General features: G+C 72.1%; 19 protein-coding genes. 10 read left to right on the top strand and 9 right to left on the bottom strand.

Annotation, left to right across the window (positions count from 1 at the left end):
• Positions 1-17 precede the first annotated feature (17 nt).
• The 10 genes from ACFQU3_RS12995 (at position 18) to cobA (ending at position 10,914) form a co-directional block, all read left to right on the top strand.
• Positions 18-1,142 carry a substrate-binding domain-containing protein gene (locus tag ACFQU3_RS12995; protein ID WP_385910374.1) on the top strand — a complete coding sequence of 375 codons (1,125 nt, stop codon included), beginning with the start codon at positions 18-20 and terminating at the stop codon, positions 1,140-1,142.
• 3 nt (positions 1,143-1,145) lie between these two features.
• Positions 1,146-2,171: an ABC transporter permease gene (locus ACFQU3_RS13000; protein ID WP_385910376.1), complete on the top strand. Its 1,026-nt coding sequence runs from the start codon at positions 1,146-1,148 to the stop codon at positions 2,169-2,171.
• Complete coding sequence (locus ACFQU3_RS13005; protein WP_385910378.1) at positions 2,168-3,031, top strand: ATP-binding cassette domain-containing protein; 864 nt, start codon at positions 2,168-2,170, stop codon at positions 3,029-3,031. Before ACFQU3_RS13000 ends, ACFQU3_RS13005 begins: the two co-directional genes overlap by 4 nt.
• A 116-nt stretch (positions 3,032-3,147) precedes the next feature.
• Positions 3,148-3,546 (top strand): universal stress protein, encoded by a 399-nt coding sequence (locus ACFQU3_RS13010; RefSeq protein ID WP_385910380.1) that lies wholly within the window; start codon positions 3,148-3,150, stop codon positions 3,544-3,546.
• Between the two features lie 118 nt (positions 3,547-3,664).
• Positions 3,665-4,624, top strand: coding sequence for a lytic transglycosylase domain-containing protein (locus ACFQU3_RS13015; RefSeq protein ID WP_385910382.1), 960 nt, complete (start codon positions 3,665-3,667; stop codon positions 4,622-4,624).
• Between the two features lie 255 nt (positions 4,625-4,879).
• On the top strand, positions 4,880-6,598 hold the full coding sequence (locus ACFQU3_RS13020; RefSeq protein WP_385910383.1) for a nitrite/sulfite reductase: 1,719 nt from the start codon (positions 4,880-4,882) through the stop codon (positions 6,596-6,598).
• Positions 6,595-7,344 (top strand): phosphoadenylyl-sulfate reductase, encoded by a 750-nt coding sequence (locus tag ACFQU3_RS13025; RefSeq protein WP_385910385.1) that lies wholly within the window; start codon positions 6,595-6,597, stop codon positions 7,342-7,344. The genes ACFQU3_RS13020 and ACFQU3_RS13025 overlap by 4 nt, the downstream gene beginning before the upstream one ends.
• On the top strand, positions 7,341-8,312 hold the full coding sequence (gene cysD, locus ACFQU3_RS13030) for a sulfate adenylyltransferase subunit CysD (protein ID WP_385910387.1): 972 nt from the start codon (positions 7,341-7,343) through the stop codon (positions 8,310-8,312). The genes ACFQU3_RS13025 and cysD overlap by 4 nt, the downstream gene beginning before the upstream one ends.
• Complete coding sequence (locus tag ACFQU3_RS13035) at positions 8,312-9,691, top strand: sulfate adenylyltransferase subunit 1 (protein ID WP_385910389.1); 1,380 nt, start codon at positions 8,312-8,314, stop codon at positions 9,689-9,691. Before cysD ends, ACFQU3_RS13035 begins: the two co-directional genes overlap by 1 nt.
• Entirely contained in the window at positions 9,679-10,914 is a 1,236-nt protein-coding gene (gene cobA / locus ACFQU3_RS13040; protein ID WP_385910391.1) for a uroporphyrinogen-III C-methyltransferase, read from the top strand. Before ACFQU3_RS13035 ends, cobA begins: the two co-directional genes overlap by 13 nt.
• 205 nt (positions 10,915-11,119) lie before the next feature.
• Here the strand turns inward: cobA and ACFQU3_RS13045 are convergent, their stop codons facing one another.
• From ACFQU3_RS13045 to ACFQU3_RS13085, 9 genes are all read right to left on the bottom strand, one after another.
• Entirely contained in the window at positions 11,120-11,692 is a 573-nt protein-coding gene (locus ACFQU3_RS13045; protein WP_385910393.1) for a hypothetical protein, read from the bottom strand.
• A 43-nt stretch (positions 11,693-11,735) separates the two neighbouring features.
• Complete coding sequence (locus ACFQU3_RS13050; protein ID WP_385910395.1) at positions 11,736-12,677, bottom strand: phosphotransferase enzyme family protein; 942 nt, start codon at positions 12,675-12,677, stop codon at positions 11,736-11,738.
• Between the two features lie 28 nt (positions 12,678-12,705).
• Positions 12,706-13,185, bottom strand: coding sequence for a hypothetical protein (locus ACFQU3_RS13055; RefSeq protein WP_385910397.1), 480 nt, complete (start codon positions 13,183-13,185; stop codon positions 12,706-12,708).
• Between the two features lie 35 nt (positions 13,186-13,220).
• Positions 13,221-13,874: a VWA domain-containing protein gene (locus ACFQU3_RS13060; RefSeq protein WP_385910399.1), complete on the bottom strand. Its 654-nt coding sequence runs from the start codon at positions 13,872-13,874 to the stop codon at positions 13,221-13,223.
• A 12-nt stretch (positions 13,875-13,886) separates the two neighbouring features.
• Entirely contained in the window at positions 13,887-14,315 is a 429-nt protein-coding gene (locus tag ACFQU3_RS13065) for a hypothetical protein (RefSeq protein ID WP_385910401.1), read from the bottom strand.
• Between the two features lie 68 nt (positions 14,316-14,383).
• Positions 14,384-15,253, bottom strand: coding sequence for an anti-sigma factor domain-containing protein (locus ACFQU3_RS13070; RefSeq protein WP_385910403.1), 870 nt, complete (start codon positions 15,251-15,253; stop codon positions 14,384-14,386).
• Entirely contained in the window at positions 15,250-15,861 is a 612-nt protein-coding gene (sigK, locus tag ACFQU3_RS13075) for an ECF RNA polymerase sigma factor SigK (protein WP_385910405.1), read from the bottom strand. The genes ACFQU3_RS13070 and sigK overlap by 4 nt, the downstream gene beginning before the upstream one ends.
• Positions 15,862-15,920: 59 nt before the next feature.
• Positions 15,921-16,595 (bottom strand): fasciclin domain-containing protein, encoded by a 675-nt coding sequence (locus ACFQU3_RS13080; RefSeq protein ID WP_385910407.1) that lies wholly within the window; start codon positions 16,593-16,595, stop codon positions 15,921-15,923.
• A 111-nt stretch (positions 16,596-16,706) separates the two neighbouring features.
• Complete coding sequence (locus ACFQU3_RS13085; RefSeq protein ID WP_385910409.1) at positions 16,707-18,287, bottom strand: molybdopterin-dependent oxidoreductase; 1,581 nt, start codon at positions 18,285-18,287, stop codon at positions 16,707-16,709.
• Between the last annotated feature and the right edge of the window lie 79 nt (positions 18,288-18,366).

Here is an 18,366-nt window from a genome sequence, read left to right on the forward strand (position 1 = left end):
GACAGAGAGGTCACGTCATGCAGCAGAGCCCCACCTCCTCCCGACGCGCGGCGGCCGGACGCCGCGCCCTCGTGGCCGTTGCCGCCGGGACGCTCCTCCTCGGTGCCGCGGCATGCGGCAGCGGCGACGGCGGCGGTTCGGGCAGCACCGGCGGCGGCGCCGGCGGCGAGAAGATCGGCGTCGCGCTGATCACGAAGGACTCGAGCAACCCGTTCTTCGTGGCGATGCAGAAGGGCGCCAAGGCGGACGCCGACAAGAACAACGTCAGCCTCACCGTCGCATCCGGCAAGCAGGAGGGTGACGACGCCGGGCAGATCACCGCCATCGAGGACGCGATCGCCCGTGGTGACAAGGGAATCCTCATCACGCCGATGAGCACCGGAGTCAACGCGGCGATGAAGAAGGCTCGCGATGCGGGTCTCTACGTCATCGCCCTCGACACCCCGCCGGACCCCGCCGACACCGTCGACATCACCTTCGCCACCGACAACCGCGAGGCGGGCAAGCTCGACGGGAAGTGGGCTGCGGCGCAGCTCGACGGCAAGCCAGCCGTCATCGCGCTCCTCGACCTGTTCAACGACAAGATCGTCTCGGTGGACTACAACCGTGACCAGGGCTTCCTCGAGGGCATGGGCATCGACGTCAAGGACGGCAAGAAGAACGGCGACGAGGACAAGACCGGCAAGTACACCGGCGGCAAGGGCGGCGACTACACGATCGTCTGCAACGAGGCGGGCAACGGCGGCGAGGACGGCGGCCGCACGGCCATGGAGAAGTGCCTCAGCAAGAACCCCGACATCAACCTCGTCTACACCATCAACGAGCCGACGGCCGTCGGCGCCAACGGCGCCCTGCAGGCCCAGGGCAAGACCGCGCTCATCGTCTCGGTCGACGGCGGCTGCGCTGGCGTCAAGTCCGTCAAGGACGGCGTCATCGGCGCGACGGCACAGCAGTACCCGCTGAAGATGGCGACGCTGGGGATGGAGGCCATCGCCAAGGTGGCCACCGGCGGTGAGAAGCCGAAGGTCTCGCCCGGCCTCGACTTCTACAACACCGGCGTCGCGCTCGTGACCGACAAGAAGGTCGAGGGGCTCGACAGCATCAGCTCGGACGAGGCCACCAAGATCTGCTGGGGCAACTGAGTCATGACTGCCACCCAGTCCACTGCTGCCGCCGAGTTCGCTCGGCGGCAGCAGAGCCCGCTCCAGAGGATCCAGCACGTCCTCCACGGATACCCGTGGCTGAGCCCGCTGTTCATCCTCGTCATCGCGTTCATCGCCTTCACGTCGCTGAACCCCAGGTTCGCGTCACCCTCGTCGATGGGGCTGATGCTGCAGCAGACGGCTGTCGTCGCGGCGCTCGCCATCGGCCAGACCCTCATCATCCTCACGGCCGGTATCGACCTGTCCGTCGGCGCGATCACCGTCCTGTCGATGATGGTGATGGCGAGCCTGGCTCAGGACGGCGGCATGAACGGGTTCCTGGCCCTGCTCATCGGCTTGTTCCTCGCCGTCGTCGCCGGCTGGCTCAACGGCCTGCTCGTGACGAGGCTGAACCTGCCGCCCTTCATCGTCACGCTCGGCACGCTCAGCATCTTCACGGCGATCGCGCTGCTCTACTCGGGCGGCTCGAGCATCCAGGCAGACCACCTCCCGGGCCTGCTCAACTCGCTCGGCGAGGGCTTCGGCCCACGCGGCGGCTTCCGCCTGACGTGGGGCGTCGTGGCCGTCGGCCTCATGTACGTCGCCGTCGGTTTCGCCCTCTCACAGACCGCCTGGGGACGGCACGTGTATGCCGTGGGCGACGACCGCGAGGCCGCCCGCCTCTCCGGCGTGGCGACCCAGCGCGTCCTCCTCACGGTGTACACCGTGGCGGGGCTCATCTACGGCATTGCGGCGTGGGTGCTCATCGGCCGCTCCGGCGCCGCCACGCCGAACGCCATCGTCGACGCCAACCTCAACAGCATCACGGCAGTCGTCATCGGCGGCACGAGCCTCTTCGGTGGCCGGGGCCGGCTCGTCGGCACCCTCATCGGTGCGCTCATCGTCCAGTCGCTGCAGTTCGGTCTCTCGCTCGGCGGCGTCGACCAGCAGTTCCGAGTCCTCGCGACCGGCGTGCTCGTCATCATCGCCGTCTCGGTCGACCAATGGATCAGGAAGGTCAAGGCATGAGCGCCGACGCTGTCTCCACCACAGACATCTCCACCACCGACGAGGCCACCCACCACCACGGCAGCATCTTCGCGACGACGGAGCCGAGTGCGAACAAGGGCGAACCCGTGCTCTCGGCGCGCGGCCTCGTCAAGACGTTCGGCCGCGTCGTCGGTCTCGACGGCGTCGACCTCGACCTCTACCCGGGCGAGGTGCTCGCGGTCATCGGCGACAACGGCGCCGGCAAGTCCACCCTCATCAAGTGCCTCACCGGCGCCCTCGTCCCCGACTCCGGCGAGATGCGGCTCGACGGCCAGGTCGTGCACTTCAAGCGGCCGCAGGACTCCCGCGACGCCGGGATCGAGACGGTCTACCAGCAGCTGGCTGTCATCCCGGCGCTCGACATCGCGAGCAACCTCTACCTCGCCCGCGAGGAGCGCCGGCCGGGTCCGCTCGGCTCCGTGCTCCGCATGCTCGACAAGAAGGGCATGAAGGAACGCGCCGGAAAGGCGGTACAGGACCTCGGCATCCAGACGATCCAGAACATGGGCCAGGCGGTCGAGACCCTCTCCGGAGGCCAGCGCCAGGCGGTCGCCGTCAGTCGCGCGGCGGCCTTCGGCGGCAAGGTCGTCATCCTCGACGAGCCCACCGCCGCGCTGGGTGTCAAGGAGGGCAACCAGGTGCTCGAGATGATTCGCCAGCTGCGTGACCGAGGGCTCGGCATCATCCTCATCTCGCACAACATGCCGCACGTCTGGGACGTCGCAGACCGCATCCACATCCAGCGTCTGGGCGGTCTGGCCGGCGTCATCACCCCGTCGTCGCACTCGATGACCGACGGTGTCGCGATCATGACCGGCGCGATGAAGCTCGAGCCCTGAGTCCACACCGACGGGCGGGGCCGCCGACCGAGACCGGCGGCCCCGCCCCACTCGGGCAACCCTCGCGTACCCGGACGCGCACCCACCGGGACGCCAGCACCCCAGTCAGGAGAGGCATGTTCGCCAAGATCGTCGTCGGCTACATCCCGACCAAGGAGGGCATCGCAGCCCTCGACGCCGCCATCGAGATCGCCAAGGAGCGCGGGTCCCAGCTCACCGTCGTCAACACCGGGCGCGACGGCAACTACGCCGACCCGTCCTTCGCGACGGCGGAGGACATCGACACGATCGACCTGCAGCTCGCCAACGCCGACATCGCGCACGAAGTCCGTCAGCCGACGAGCGGCCGCTCCGCGGCCGACGAGATCCTCGCCGCGGTCGACGAGCTCGGTGCCGACCTCGTCGTCATCGGCGTCCGACGTCGCTCACCCGTCGGGAAGCTCGTGACTGGCAGCACCAGCCAGCAGGTGCTCCTCGATGCGGCCTGCGACGTCCTCGCCGTCAAGGCCCGCTGACCGCTCGCGTCCCCCCGACGGGCCCGGCGTTCACCGGTTCACATATCGGACCGGCCCCCTCGTTCGGCCACGGCGCTCCCTCCCTCTGGGGTTCCATGGTCGGAGGAGGCGAGGGACCATGCGTCGCACCGAGCGAGGGGCCGCCGCAGTCACGACCGCGGCGCTCGTAGCCGTGCTCGTGGCCGTGCTCGTGACTGTCTCGGCCATCCTCACGACCGCCCTCCCGGCTCACGCCGCAGACGACGGTTCCGTGCCGACGCCGACACCGTCGCCCGCGCTGACGTTCCCGCCCAGGCAGGGCCCGGGTGCCTCCGGGGCACCCGGCCCGCCAGTGACCTCAGGTCCCGGGTTCGGTGCCGTGGCGGCCGAGCTCGTCGGTCCGCTGTTCGACGGGATCAGGGTCGCGGCCGCCTACGTCGTGGGCGTCCCGGTGACGGAGGAGGTCGCCCGGCTCGAACCCGGCGGAGGCTCGAGCACCAGCCCCCGCAACTGGACGCCACCGGCCGACCTGCGCACCCCGACCGCCGTCGCCCCGCGTCCAGGGTCGACCGGCCGCCGCGCCGCCCGCACGAAGGAGGAGATCCTCTGGGCGGCCTACGAGTCCGCGGCGGCCAGCGAGGCGAAGGGCTGCCGCATACCCGTGATGCTCCTCGCCGCGATCGGTGAGGTGGAGTCGTCATCGCTGCGCGGACGCTCGCTCGACGCCCGGCACGACGTCGTCCCGCCCGTGCGCGGCCCGGCCCTCTCGGGCGGGTCCTTCGCGGCCATCCGCGACAGCGACGGCGGGCGCTACGACGGCGACCCCGTCTGGGATCGGGCCGTCGGGCCGATGCAGTTCATCCCGGGGACGTGGCGGCTGTGGGGCGCCGACGGCAACGGGGACGGCGTCGCCGACCCGCAGAACGTCGAGGACGCGACGCTCGCGGCCGCCCGTTACCTGTGCGCCGGTGGCCGCGACCTGTCCCGGACCGACGACCTGCGCGCCGCGGTGCGCTCGTACAACCACTCCGACCGCTACGTACGCACGGTCCTCGGACTCGTCGAGGCGGTCACGTCAGGAGAGCAGGCCGGCCCCTGAGTCGGACGTGCGAGTCGGACGTGCGAATCGGACGTGGTGAACCGCCGCCGGGGGCGGCCGCCGTGGTCACGCGGTTCACAGTCGCCCCGGTTCATGGGACCCTTCCTCATCCGGGCTCGCCCGGGACCACCGCCGCAGGGCTGAGGACGCCGCCCGCGAGACCCGGCGGGGCGGCATTCCCACTTGGGTGGTGGGAAAGGGCCGGAATCTGGACCCCATTGGGCGCAGATAATGGCTGGTTATACATTCTATTACATGACCGTCACTGACATCGCGTCCGGGCCCGCCCGCCCGGCGACCCGCCCGCCGCGCGCCGGCCGCTCCAACGGGCAGTGGAAGGTCGACGGCACCGAGCCCCTCAACGCCAACGAGACGTGGAAGCAGGAGGACGGCGGCCTCAACGTCCGGGAGCGGATCGAGCAGATCTACTCCAAGGAGGGCTTCGCCTCCATCCCGCCGCAGGACCTCAGCGGCCGGTTCCGCTGGTGGGGCCTCTACACGCAGCGCAAGCCCGGCATCGACGGCGGCCGCACGGCCCAGCTCGACGACACCGAGCTGTCCGACGAGTACTTCATGCTCCGCGTCCGCCTCGACGGCGGCGCGCTCACCCTCGCCCAGCTGCGCACCCTCGCCGAGATCAGCCAGGAGTTCGCGCGCGGCACCGCCGACATCAGCGACCGGCAGAACATCCAGTACCACTGGATCCGCGTCGAGGACGTGCCCGAGATCTGGCGGCGCCTCGAGGCCGTCGGCCTGCAGACGACCGAGGCGTGCGGTGACACCCCCCGCGTCATCCTCGGCAGCCCGCTCGCCGGCATCGCCGAGGACGAGATCATCGACCCGACGCCGGTCATGGACGAGATCCTCGACCGCTACATCGGTGACCCCGAGCTCGCGAACCTCCCGCGCAAGTTCAAGTCGGCGATCACCGGCCACCCGAGCCTCGACGTCGTGCACGAGATCAACGACATCTCGCTCGTGGGGGTCGTCCACCCCGAGCTCGGTGCCGGCTACGACCTCTGGGTCGGCGGTGGCCTCTCGACGAGCCCGCGCCTCGCCGAGCGGGTCGGCGTCTTCGTGCGGCCCGAGGAGGCGGCCGAGGTCTGGCACGGCGTCATCCGGATCTTCCGTGACTACGGCTACCGCCGGCTGCGCAACAAGGCCCGGCTCAAGTTCCTCCTCGCCGAGTGGGGTCCGGAGAAGTTCCGTCAGGTGCTCCAGGACGAGTACCTCGAGCGGGCCCTGCCCGACGGCCCGGCTCCCGCGCCGGCGACCGGGCCGGGCGACCACGTGGGCGTCCACCTGCAGAAGGACGGCCTGCGTTACGTCGGTGCCGCCCCGACCGTCGGCCGCATCAGCGGTGACGTGCTCGCCGGCCTCGCCGACATCATGGAGTCGGTCGGCTCCGACCGGCTGCGCCTGACCCCGCACCAGAAGCTCGTCCTGCTCGACGTGCCAGGGCGCCGCGTCCGCGGGGTCGTCAGTCGCCTCGAGAAGCTCGGTCTGACGACGACGCCGAGCCCGTTCCGGCGGCACACGATGGCCTGCACCGGCATCGAGTACTGCAAGCTCGCCATCGTCGAGACGAAGGCGACGGCCGCCACCACCATCGCGACGCTCGAGCAGCGCCTTGCCGACGTCGCGCCGCAGCTCGACACCCCGATCAGCCTCAACGTCAACGGCTGCCCCAACTCGTGCGCCCGCATCCAGGTCGCCGACATCGGCCTCAAGGGGCAGCTCGTCACGATCGACGGAGAGCAGGTGCCGGGCTTCCAGGTGCACCTCGGCGGCGGCCTCGCCTCCGTCGACCGCGACGAGGCCGGCCTCGGCCGCACCGTCCGCGGTCTCAAGGTGACCGCCGACGACCTGCCCGACTACGTCGAGCGCGTCGTGCGCCGCTTCCTCGACGAGCGCGAGGGGGGCGAGACGTTCTCCCAGTGGACCGCCCGAGCCGACGAAGGAGCGCTGGTATGACCACCGTGGATCTCGCGATGCCGAAGGTGCCGCGTCGCCGTCGCAGCACCGAGGAGCTCAAGGCCCTCGTCGACGACTTCAACGCGACGCTGGGCGCCGACCCCGACAACGAGCCGACCGCCGACGAGGTGGCCGCGTGGGCCGCGTTCCACTTCGACGGCACCCTCGCGGTGGCCTGCTCGATGGCCGATGCCGTGCTGCCGCACGTCGTCTCGCGGTTCTCGCCCGGCGTCGACGTGCTCTTCCTCGACACCGGCTACCACTTCTCCGACACGATCGTGACGCGCGACATCGTCGCCGAGGACCTGCCCATCACCCTCGTCAACGTCATGCCCGAGCTGACCGTCGCCGAGCAGGACGAGAAGTACGGCGCCCGCCTCTACGAGCGCGACCCGGCCCTGTGCTGCCAGATGCGCAAGGTCGAGCCGCTCGCGCGCACGCTGCCGCTCTACGAGGCCTGGGTGACCGGTGTCCGCCGCGAGGAGTCCCCGACCCGGACGGACACGCCGCTCGTGTCGTGGGACGACAAGAACGGCCTCATCAAGATCAACCCGCTCGCGGCGTGGACCTTCGACGAGCTCCTGGCGTATGCCGAGGAGCACCAGGTCGAGGTCAACTCCCTTCTCTCCGACGGCTACCCGTCGATCGGCTGCGAGCCGTGCACCCGCCGGGTCGAGCCCGGTGAGGACCCCCGCGCCGGCCGCTGGGCCGGCTTCTCCAAGACCGAGTGCGGACTCCACACATGACGGCGACGACGAAGGACCTCACCGTGCCCACGGTGCCGACTGCTGACGCGGCCGCGGCGGCATCCGCCGACGACCGGCGCCTGACCCACCTCGACGCGCTCGAGGCGGAGGCGATCCTCGTCATCCGTGAGATGGCGGGCGAGCTCGAGCGCCCCGCCCTGCTCTTCAGCGGAGGCAAGGACTCCGTCGTCATGCTGCACCTCGCGGCCAAGGCCTTCTGGCCGGCGCCGATCCCGTTCCCGGTGCTGCACGTCGACACGGGCCACAACTTCCCCGAGGTGCTCGCCTACCGCGACGAGACCGTCGAGCGGCTGGGCCTGCGGCTCGTCGTCGCGAGCGTGCAGGACTACATCGACGACGGACGGCTGCGTGAGCGCGCCGACGGCACGCGCAACCCGCTGCAGACGCTGCCGCTGCTCGATGCCATCAACGACAACCGTTTCGACGGCGTCTTCGGTGGCGGCCGCCGCGACGAGGAGAAGGCCCGCGCCAAGGAGCGCATCGTCTCCCTGCGTGACGAGTTCGGCCAGTGGGACCCGAAGAACCAGCGGCCCGAGCTGTGGAACCTCTTCAACCCGCGGCACCGCCCGGGCGAGCACGTGCGCGTCTTCCCGATCAGCAACTGGACCGAGGTCGACATCTGGCGCTACATCGAGCGGGAGGACATCCCGCTGGCGCCGCTGTACTACGCCCACGAGCGCGAGGTGTTCCACCGCGACGGCATGTGGCTCGCGGTCGGCCCGTACAGCCAGCCGCGCGACGACGAGCCGGTCCAGACGCGCCTCGTGCGCTACCGCACGGTCGGTGACATGTCGTGCACCGGGGCCGTCGAGTCGCCCGCCCGCACGAACGCCGACATCGTCCTCGAGGTGGCCGCCTCGACCCTGACCGAGCGCGGCGCCACCCGCGCCGACGACCGGATCTCCGAGGCTGCCATGGAGGACCGCAAGAAGGAGGGCTACTTCTGATGTCCAGCCCCACACAGACCACGGCACCCGTCCTCGACCCTGCCGCCGTCGCCGGTGCCGCCCGTGGCACGCTGCTGCGGCTCGCGACCGCCGGCTCGGTCGACGACGGCAAGTCGACCCTCGTCGGCCGGCTGCTCCACGACACGAAGTCCGTGCTGTCCGACCAGCTCGCAGCCGTCGAGCGGGTCAGCCGCGACCGTGGCCTGACGGCCGCCGACCTGGCGCTGCTCACCGACGGCCTGCGCGCCGAGCGCGAGCAGGGCATCACGATCGACGTCGCCTACCGCTACTTCGCCACGGCCAACCGCTCATTCGTCCTCGCCGACTGCCCCGGCCACGTGCAGTACACCCGCAACACGGTCACCGGGTCCTCCACGGCCGACGTCGTCGTGCTCCTCGTCGACGCCCGCAAGGGCGTCCTCGAGCAGACCCGCCGTCACCTCGCGGTGACCGCGCTGCTCCGGGTGCCGCACGTCGTCGTCGCCGTCAACAAGATCGACCTCGTCGACTTCTCGCAGGAGGTCTACGACCGTGTCAACGCGGAGGTGCAGGCCGTGGCCCGCGACCTCGGGCTCGAGGACGCCATCGCGATCCCGGTCAGCGCGCTCGACGGCGACAACATCGCCGGGCGGTCCGCGCGCACCCCGTGGTACACCGGCCCGAGCCTGCTCGAGCTGCTCGAGGCGCTGCCCCCGTCCGACGACCCGGCCAACGAGTCCTTCCGCCTGCCGGTGCAGCTCGTCATCCGCCCGCAGGGCGCGGCGCGCGACGAGGCCTACCGCGACTACCGCGGGTACGCCGGCCAGGTCGCCTCGGGCGTCGTGCGCGTCGGTGACGAGGTCGTGGCCCTGCCGTCCGGCCGCCGCACCACCGTCGTGGGCATCGACCTCGGCGAGCGCACGCTCGAGGAGGCCTTCGCGCCGCAGTCGGTGACGCTGCGCCTCGCCGACGAGATCGACATCTCGCGGGGCGACGTCATCGCGTCGGCGTCCGACGCCCCCGAGCCCACCCAGGACATCAAGGCCGTCGTGTGCTGGCTCGGCGACGCGCCGCTGCGGCCCGGCCAGCGCCTGCTCCTCAAGCACGGGTCACGCACGGTCCAGACCGCGGTTCGTTCGCTCGACGGCGCGCTCGACCTGGACGACCTGCACACCGTCCCGTCAGAGGCGCTGTCGCTCAACGACATCGGCCTGGTCACGCTGCGCCTCGCCGGCCCCGTGCCGGTCGAGAACTACTCCGTCTCGCGCCGTGGCGGCTCGTTCCTGCTCATCGACGCCCACGACGGTCGCACCGTCGCTGCGGGCATGGTCGGCGCGACCCTGCCGAGCTCGGCGCCGGCGCCGACCCGGCCCGAGGGTGACGAGGAATGGGACATCTGAAGCCCGCCCTGCCGGTCGTCCTCGACCTGACCGGCCGCCTCGTCGTGGCCGTCGGCGGCGGCCCCGTCTCGGCGCGCCGGGTGCGGGCCTTCCTCGACGAGGGTGCGGTCGTGCGCGTCGTCGCGCCCTGGGTCTGCGAGGACCTGCGCGACCTCCTGGCGGACGACCGCGTCGAGTGGCTCGAGCGCGACTACGCCGGCCCGGCGGACCTCGACGGCGCCTGGTTCGCGCACACCGCGACCGGTGAGCCGTCCGTCGACCGTGAGGTCGCGGCCGACGCCGAGACCCTGCGGATCTGGTGCGTCGACGCGACCGATGCCGCGGGCACCAGCGCGAGCGTGGCCGCACGTGCCGACGTGTCCACCCCGGACGGCCGCGTCACCGTCTCGGCGTATGCCGCCGGGGACCCCGGCCTCGCCGTGACCGTCCGCGACGGCGTGGAGCGGGCGATCGTCTCGGGCGCCCTCGACCTGCGCCGCACCCGGACCCACGGTCGCCCTGGCTGGGTCGCGCTCGTCGGTGGCGGGCCCGGTGCTGACGGGCTGCTGACGACCCGAGGGCACGAGCTGCTCGCGTCGGCCGACGTCGTCGTCGTCGACGGGCTCGCTCCGCGCGCCGTCGTCGACCGGCTGCCCGCGTCCGTTCGCGTCATCGATGTCGGCAAGACGCCCGGTCGCCACCCGGTGCCCCAGTCGCGGATCAACGACATCCTCGTCGAGGAGGCCCAGCGCGGCGTCGGCGTCGTGCGACTCAAGGGCGGTGACCCCTACGTCCTCGGCCGCGGGGGCGAGGAGCGCGAGGCCTGCGAGGCGCACGGCATACCCGTGGAGGTCGTGCCCGGCGTCACGAGTGCCGTCTCGGTGCCTGCGGCGGCCGGCATCCCGGTGACCCACCGCGGGGTCGCGCGCGGCTTCACGGTCGTCACCGGGCACGACGACATCCCGGTGCTGCCCACGGGCGGTGACCACACGCTCATCCTGCTCATGGGCGTCAGCCGCCTGAGCCGGACCATGGACCTGCTTGTGGCCCATGGCCGCTCGGCCGACTGCCCGGTTGCGATCGTCGAGCGGGGCTTCATGCCGACGCAGCGCACGACGGTCGGGACGGTCGCGACCATCGCCCGGCTGGCCACTGCGGCAGCGGTCGAGGCGCCGGCCGTCGTCGTCGTGGGCGACGTCGTGCGGCTGTCCCCCGACTGGCGCCGTGTCTCCTCCGCCGGTTAGCGTGACGGTCGCCGGACATCCCCGGGGATGTGCCACGACCGCTGGAGGAGACCGACGATGTGCCGAGCCGTGACCTGCCGGACGTGCGGCAGGACGACATGGGCGGGCTGCGGCCAGCACGTCGACGACGTGATGCGCCACGTGCCCGCCGACCAGCGATGTGAGGGGCACGAGACGTCCGAGAAGCCTGCGAGCGGAGGCTTCCTCAGCCGGCTGCTCGGTCGCGGCTGAGCGCCGCGAGCTGCGCCTCGACGATCCCCGACAGCTGCGACCAGCGCACCACCTCGGCGCGGCCGCCGAGACCGGCCACCACGACGAACGGGCCCATCGTGCACCACAGGGTGAGCGTGCGGGCGTGCTCGCCGTCGAGGACGAAGGCCTGCTCCGCGGCCTCGGTCCGGTCGGCGCCCGCCACCTCGGGACGCGACGCCGTTCGCAGTGGTCCCACGTCGGACACGCCCTTGGCGTGAGGCACCGAGCGCGGCAGTGCGCGCAGCTCGTCCACCGCCACCCGCGCGTCGCCGGCCGAGGCGAACTCGACGACCTGCACGAACAGGTCTGCCCGCCCGGCGTCCCGGTAGGCGCGCAGGCTCGTCACCGAATGCACGGCCCGGGCGCGTTCGACGACCTCGCTCGTGCTGCCGCTCGCGCCGGTGCGGTAGGTGCGCTGCCCGAGCACGGTCCACGGACCGCCGGGCACCTCGCGAGCGGGCAGGCACGCGTTGCGTGAGCCGATGGCGCGGACCTGGGCCAGCAGCAGGCGTCCGAGACTCGTCACCGCGCCAGCGTAGGCCCGCGGTGGCGGGGTCGGACGGCCCTGGTCAGGCGACCGCGGCGAGGATCCGGTCGATCCGGGCCAGGGTGACGGGGTCCTCCGGGATCTCGAGGAACCACGCCGCGAGCCGCTCGCGCTCCGACCCCGCGGGCGTGCCGACCCAGCGCGAGCAGGCGAGCTGACCGATGTGCGCCTGCTCGGCCACGAGCATCGTGAAGTGTCCCCTCCTGGTGACGCGACCCGGGCCGCCGGCCTCGCGGTAGGCCGTGTGGAGGCGTCGCGCACGGGAGGGGTCGTCGTTGCCGAACTCGAAGAGCACCATCGCGAGCTCCTGGCTCGGGTCGGCAGGGCCCATGTTCTCGAAGTCGATCACACAGACGCGTCCGTCCGCTGTCGCGAGGACGTTGTCGGCCCACAGGTCGCGGTGGCAGGCGATCGGCGCCTCGTGCGGCTCGATGACCGACTCGACGGCGACGAGCTCGTCGACGAGCGCCCCGAGCTGGCCGGCGAAGGGCGCGCCTTCATCGGTGACGCGACGGAACAGCTCGCGCCAGCTCTGCTCGCCGAAACCCGTCGCGAACCAGTTGTCGACGCCGTCGACGCTGCGGGGGCCGGCGCGATGCAGTCCGGCCACGGTGCGACCGACCTGCGCCGGGTCGAGGCGGCGCGACCGCGCCCGGAGGTCGACCCAGCCGAACACGCGGACCGCCGTGCCGTCGACGGTCGTGGCGACCGCGCCGCGCGGCGTGCGCACGATCTCGGGGGTGAGCACCCCGTGGCTGCGGGCGGCCTCGACGAGCTCGGCGTCGCGCGAGGCGTCGGCGAGGTCGGGCGCCGCGAACCATTCCTTGACGGCGTAGCTGCCGTGCGCTGTGTCGAGCCGCCACACCTGACCGAGCTGGCCCCGCGCGACCGGCCCGGTGAGCCGGGCCGGCGAGGGGAGGCCGTAGGCGTCGGCGACTGCCGCCGCTGCCGAGGGTTCGAGCACCGTGCGTGCCCCGCTCAGGAGGTCCGCGTCATGGCAGCAGCCGCCAGACGGCGACCGCCACGGTGAGGACGGCGAGCACCGCGGAGGCCCAGCCCAAGGTGGAACGACCCGCGCGACCACGCCCGAGAAGGAGCAGCAGGGCCGCGAGCACGGAGAGGACGGCGGCGACGACCGTCTCCTCGGCGCCGCGGTCGATGGTGCGGATGACGATCGTGTCGGTGAGCCCGAAGCGGGTGAGGTGGCCGAGGACACGGATGACGAGGAAGGCCCACCAGCCGACGACGACCCAGAGGAGCGCGGCCCCGATCTGGCCGATGAGCGGGTCGACAGCCGGGCCGCCCTGGGGAGGCCCGACCGGCCAGGCCGGCCCTCCGGCATACGGGTTGGGCGGGACGGCTGGTGCAGCGAAGGGCAGGACTCGGGTCGGCTCGGCGACCGGCAGCTCCTGGGTCCGGCTCGCGGTGGGCACCGGTGGGACGGGCACGGTGAACTGCTCGTCGTCCGTCATGGCGACAACGTACCCCGCGGGCCCGTCCCGGGCGCTCACTCCTGGGCGGCGGCGCGCTGCTCGGCGTCGAACGCGATCAGCGAGGACGCCTCCTGCATCGAGGCGCCCGCAGCGACGGCGGAGCGAGTGCGGCCGATGTTGCGCGACGTCGCGGCCATGGCGGCGGCGACCCGCCCCCGGCTGTACGTCATCGAGTTGGCGGCGGACACGCCGATGCTCGAGCCCACCTCGATGGCGTCCTGGTCGGCGCCCATGTAGAGGAACTGCCAGCCGTAGTCCTTGGTCTGCCGCTCGATCAGCGCCTTGACCTGCGGGTGCGTCAGCTCGCGCGACGCGTTCTCGTGTCCGTCGGTCATGATCCCGACGATGACGACTCCCGGACGCTGCTCGTCGGGCAGGGCGGCAAGCCGCTCGCCGGCCTCGCCGACGAGGCGGCCGATCGAGTCGAGCAGGGCCGTGCTGCCGCGTGGCTGGAGCTTGAGCGGTGGCACGTCGCCGACGGGGCGGTCGCGGTAGACCTCCTCGTACTGGTCGTCGAACTGGGCGAGGGTGACACGGCAGTCGCCCGGCTGCGAGCGCTGCTCCGCGATGAAGGCGTCGAAGCCGCCTTCGGTGTCGTCCTTGATGGACTGCATCGACCCGCTGCGGTCGAGCAGGAAGTAGAGGTGGGTGAGGTTCGGGTCGGTCATCGTGGTCCCCTCTCAGGTGGTGCGCCGAGCGCGGAAACGCATCGGCTTGGGCTGGTCGGGCAGGTCGGCCGCCACGCGGTGGCGTCCCTCCTCGAGGTCATAGCGGGCGCGCTCGACGCCGGCTGCCGTGACGCGTCCGGACTCCGAGCCGTATGCCGCGAGCAGTCGGGTGCGGGCGAGCCGCGGCCCGACGGCGTTCTCCGACAGGCCGGCGAGCGCACCAGTGGTGCGGATGGTGCCGCCCTCGGCGACGAGCACGGCGGCCATGGCCTCGTCGATGGCGGTGGTGACGTGCTCCTGGGCGGAGCGCAGCAGGGGCAGTGCGGCGCTCGGCGCCGCCGGGTCGGCCTTGGCGAGTGCCGCCGTGGCGGCCTCGATCGCCGCCCGGACGGTCTCGCTCGAGGCCTCGGGTGCTGGCGGCCGGCGCTCACTGCTGTTCATGCCACCATCGTGCCGCATTAACTGCGGCAGCGCAATACTCGCGTTGCCGCGTCATCGTCGACGCGCAATCAGGCGAAGCTGAACAGAGCGATGGGGTCGGACGTCGGCTGTCCCGAGCCGCCTGCGGGCTCGATCGTGATCCCGGCACCCGTCGCCCTGCTCGCGTCGCCCTCGAGGACGACGACGTGGTCGGGGCCCGGGGGCATGACGCCGGCCGAGGCCATGTGCCCGGTCGGGTCCTGCAGCCAGAGCTGGTAGACCTTGCCGCTCGGAGCCTGCGCCATGCCGCTCGTGATGATGACGGCCTTGCGGAGCGAGCCCGACCGCACGATCGTGGCCGTGGACCCGTCGGGGAAGGTCTTGGAGGTCCGTGTCGCGTCGCCCGCGGCGAGCACCTGGTCGGCGATCCTCGTGGACGGGTCGTCGGTCACCTGCCGCCACACGACGAACCCGCTGATCGCCAGCACGGCCACGGTCGCCGCCGCGACGAGCCCGCGCCAGCCGCGAGACAGACCCCGCGCGCGACGTCGGTCGGCAAGCCGCTCGACGGGTGCCGCCTCGGCCCCCTCGTCGTCAGGCCGGTCACCAGGCCGGTCACCAGGCCGGTCACCAGGCCGGTCACCAGGCCGGTCACCAGGCCGGTCACCAGGCCGGTCACCAGGCTGGTCGGCACGCGCGGCGCCGAACTGGTCCGCAGGCGTCGTCAGCGGCGGCAGCGGACGAACGGTCGCGATCTCGGAGAGGAGCCGGGCACGCAGGGACGCCGGAGCGGTGGCCTCGGTGAGCACCGACAGCTCGGACGCGGCCGCGACGAGGCTCTCGACCTCGGCCTGGCAGGCGGAGCAGCCGGCGAGGTGGCGTTCGAACCGCGCCCGCTCGTCGTCGTCGAGAGCATCGACGGCGTAGGCGCCGGAGAGAGCGTGGATGTCGTCGTTCATCGTGTCACCCCCAACGTGTCTCGTAGTCTGATGAGTCCATCACGGATGCGGGTCTTGGCCGTCCCGAGTGGCAGGTCCAGCATGGTCGCCACCTCCGTATGCGTGTAGCCCGAGAGGTAGGCCAGCTCGAGCGCCTGGCGCTGGGCCGCGGTCAGGGTCTCCAGTGCCCGGCGGACCCGCTCGGCATCGAGCCGTTCGACGACGGCCTCCGACGTGGAGTCGTGCGTCACGTCCTGGTTGCTGGAGCCGTAGCCCTCGTCGCGGTGCCGGGCCGCCTCCGCCGACCTGACCCGGTCGACGGCCTTGCGGTGGGCGATGGTGAGCATCCAGGAGAGTGCGCCCCCCTTGCTCGGGTCGAACCGTCCGCTGTGCCGCCAGATCTCGAGGAAGACCTCCTGGGTGACCTCCTCGGACTGGGCGGGGTCGCGCACGACGCGGCGCACGAGGCCGAAGAGCCGTGCGGAGACGGTGTCGTACAGCTCGGCGAAGGCCGTCTCGTCCCCGGTCGCGGATCTGCGGAGCAGCTTCTCGAGCGTGACGGGGCGGGTGGTTCCCTCCGGCGACTCGTCGCCGGAGGGAACCACCGAGAACCGTGACATGGGGTCCATTGTCTCGCCCGTCGTCGTGGTCTGCGTCAGCCGTGGCTGTGCGGAGGTCAGGGTGTTGGTCAGGGCATCAGGACGGAGTCGACGATGTAGACCGTCGCGTTGGCGGTCGGCACGTTGCCGCAGAGGACGGCGGCCTTCTCCTTGCCGACGGTGAACGACTCGCCCGAGCCGGCGACCGTCAGCTCGGTGCCCGCGAGCGTCTTGTGCGTGCCCGTGAGCTGGCCGGGGGCCAGCGTGCCCGCGACGACATGGTTCGTGAGGATCTTGGTCAGGGTCGGCTTGTCCGCCAGGACCTTCTTCAGGGTGTCGGCCGGGATCTTGGCGAATGCGTCGTTGGTCGGCGCGAAGACGGTGATGTCGGGTGCCGAGTTGAGGGTGTCGACGAGGCCGGCGGCCTTGACGGCGGTGACCAGGGTCGAGAGCAGCGGGTTGTTGCTCGCGGCGGTCGCGACGGGGTCGGTCGCCATTCCGGTGAAGGAGCCCTTGCCGTCCTTCGGCACGGCCGAGCAGGCCTCGCCGAAGACCTGCGCGGCCGGGTCCGCCATGCCGTCGTCGGAGGGCGTCATCGTCTCGGAGGGCGTCGGGGCCATGGCGTCCGAGCCGGAGGCGGACGGCGTGCTGCCGGCAGCCGCCGGGGTGTCGGACGAGCTGCCGCAGGCGGCGAGGCTGAGGGGCAGGATGATCGCGAGGGCGACGAGGCCGGTGCGGGTCTTCAGGGTCTTCGTGGTCTTCATGTCAGTCACTCCTTGTGGCGCGGTGGTGCGAGGTCTGCTGGGGTTCGGCGCCACGTCGGTCTCGGATTGGTTTGGCGCACAAGTATTTTCGTGACACTCGTCGAGGCGCTGTCACGCGACGGTCACCACGACCTCCTGGATCCCGCTCGACCCGTCCGGGAAGGGAGTGGCTCGTTCGGCGACCTGCTGCCGCCCCTGCAGGTCCGTGGCCCGGACGGCGAGTCGGTGAAGCCCGGGCCTGACGTCCCACGCGAGGTACCACTGGCGCCAGTAGTCGATGCCGACGTCGGGCCCGAGCGTCGTCTGCTGCCACGGGCCGTCGTCTACCCGAACCTCGACCGTGCCGACACCGCGGTGCTGCGCCCAGGCCACGCCGCCGACGGCGACCGTGCCCGCCCTGACGGTCGAGAGGGGCGCGGGTGTGTCGATGCGCGCGCTCGTCTTGATGGGCGCGTCCGTCGCCCACTGGCGCTTCGTCCAGTACGCCTGCTCGGCGGCATACGTCGTCAGGGTCAGCTTGGTCAGCCACTTCGTCGCGCCGACGAAGCCGTAGAGGCCAGGCGTGACGAGGCGGGCCGGGAAGCCATGGACGTCCGAGAGCTGGGCGCCGTTCATGCCGATGGCGATCATCGCGTCCCGGCCGTCGCGGACCACGTCGAGCGGCGTGCTGATGGTGAAGCCGTCGACGGCGGTGCTGAGCAGCTGGTCGGGTGTGCCCGTCGTGCCGGCGCGGTCGAGGACGTCGGTGAGGCGGACACCGAGCCAGCGGGCGGCGCCGATGTAGCCGCCGCCGACCTCGTTGGAGACACACGTCATCGTGATGTCGCGCTCGATGAGCGGCATGGCGGCGAGCTCGGCGAAGGTCAGGGTGAAGGGCCTCTCGACCATGCCGTCGACCTCGAGCGTCCAGGCCTCGACGTCGACCGTGGGCACGACCAGGTTGGTGTCGACGCGGTAGAAGGTCTCGGTCGGCGTGCGCAGGGGCGAGATGCCGGAGACGGTGGCCTCGAGCCCCCTGGGCAGGGCCTTCGCGGGCTCGGCGGCCTGCGGGAGCACGACCTTCTTCACGGCCTGGGCGCCGCTGCGCAGCTGGCCGCCGGCGGCGGCGAGCACCGACAGCAGGCTGACGCCGAGTGCGCCACCGAGGAAGTGGCGCCGGCCGGTGCCGGCCAGGGCGCCGCGGTCGGTGGGGTTCGTCATGAAGGAGCCGCGCGGACCGGCGGTCACGTCGTCCTTCCCGGCGTTCTTCGTGGGACCTTCGCCCGAGGCGACGCGCGCGGAGCGGGCGAGCCAGACGAGCGTCGCGACACCGGCGGCCATGCCGACCGCGGCGGGCAGCGCGTCGAGCGGTCGCGCCGCGGGCCGCAGCAGCGCCGCGGCCCCGGCCAGCGCGGTGAGCAGGACGATGAAGCCGATCGCGAGCGCGAGCCGGCGACGAGCGAGCAGGCCCGCCACGGCCGCGAGGGCCAGGGTGACGAGGACCACCGACCCCTGGAGGATCGTCTTGTCGGCGGTCCCGAAGGTCGCGATCGCCCACTCCTTCACCGGCGTCGGCGTCAGGTCGATCACCGTCGAGCCGATCGCGAGCACCGGCGACGAGGCCGGGGCGACGAACGCCGCGACGAGGTGACCGGCGGCGATGCCGGCGGCCGCGGCGAGGATCCCGCTGAGGGCAGCTCGTGAGCGCGTCATGTCCGTCGTTCGCAGCCGACGGCCCGCGCGGATTGTCCGGAGCCCCGCGCCGGCCGCGGGAAGGGTGCGCACGCCCGCG

Source organism: Terrabacter sp. GCM10028922 (genome assembly GCF_042666095.1).
Classification (GTDB): Bacteria; Actinomycetota; Actinomycetes; order Actinomycetales; family Dermatophilaceae; genus Terrabacter.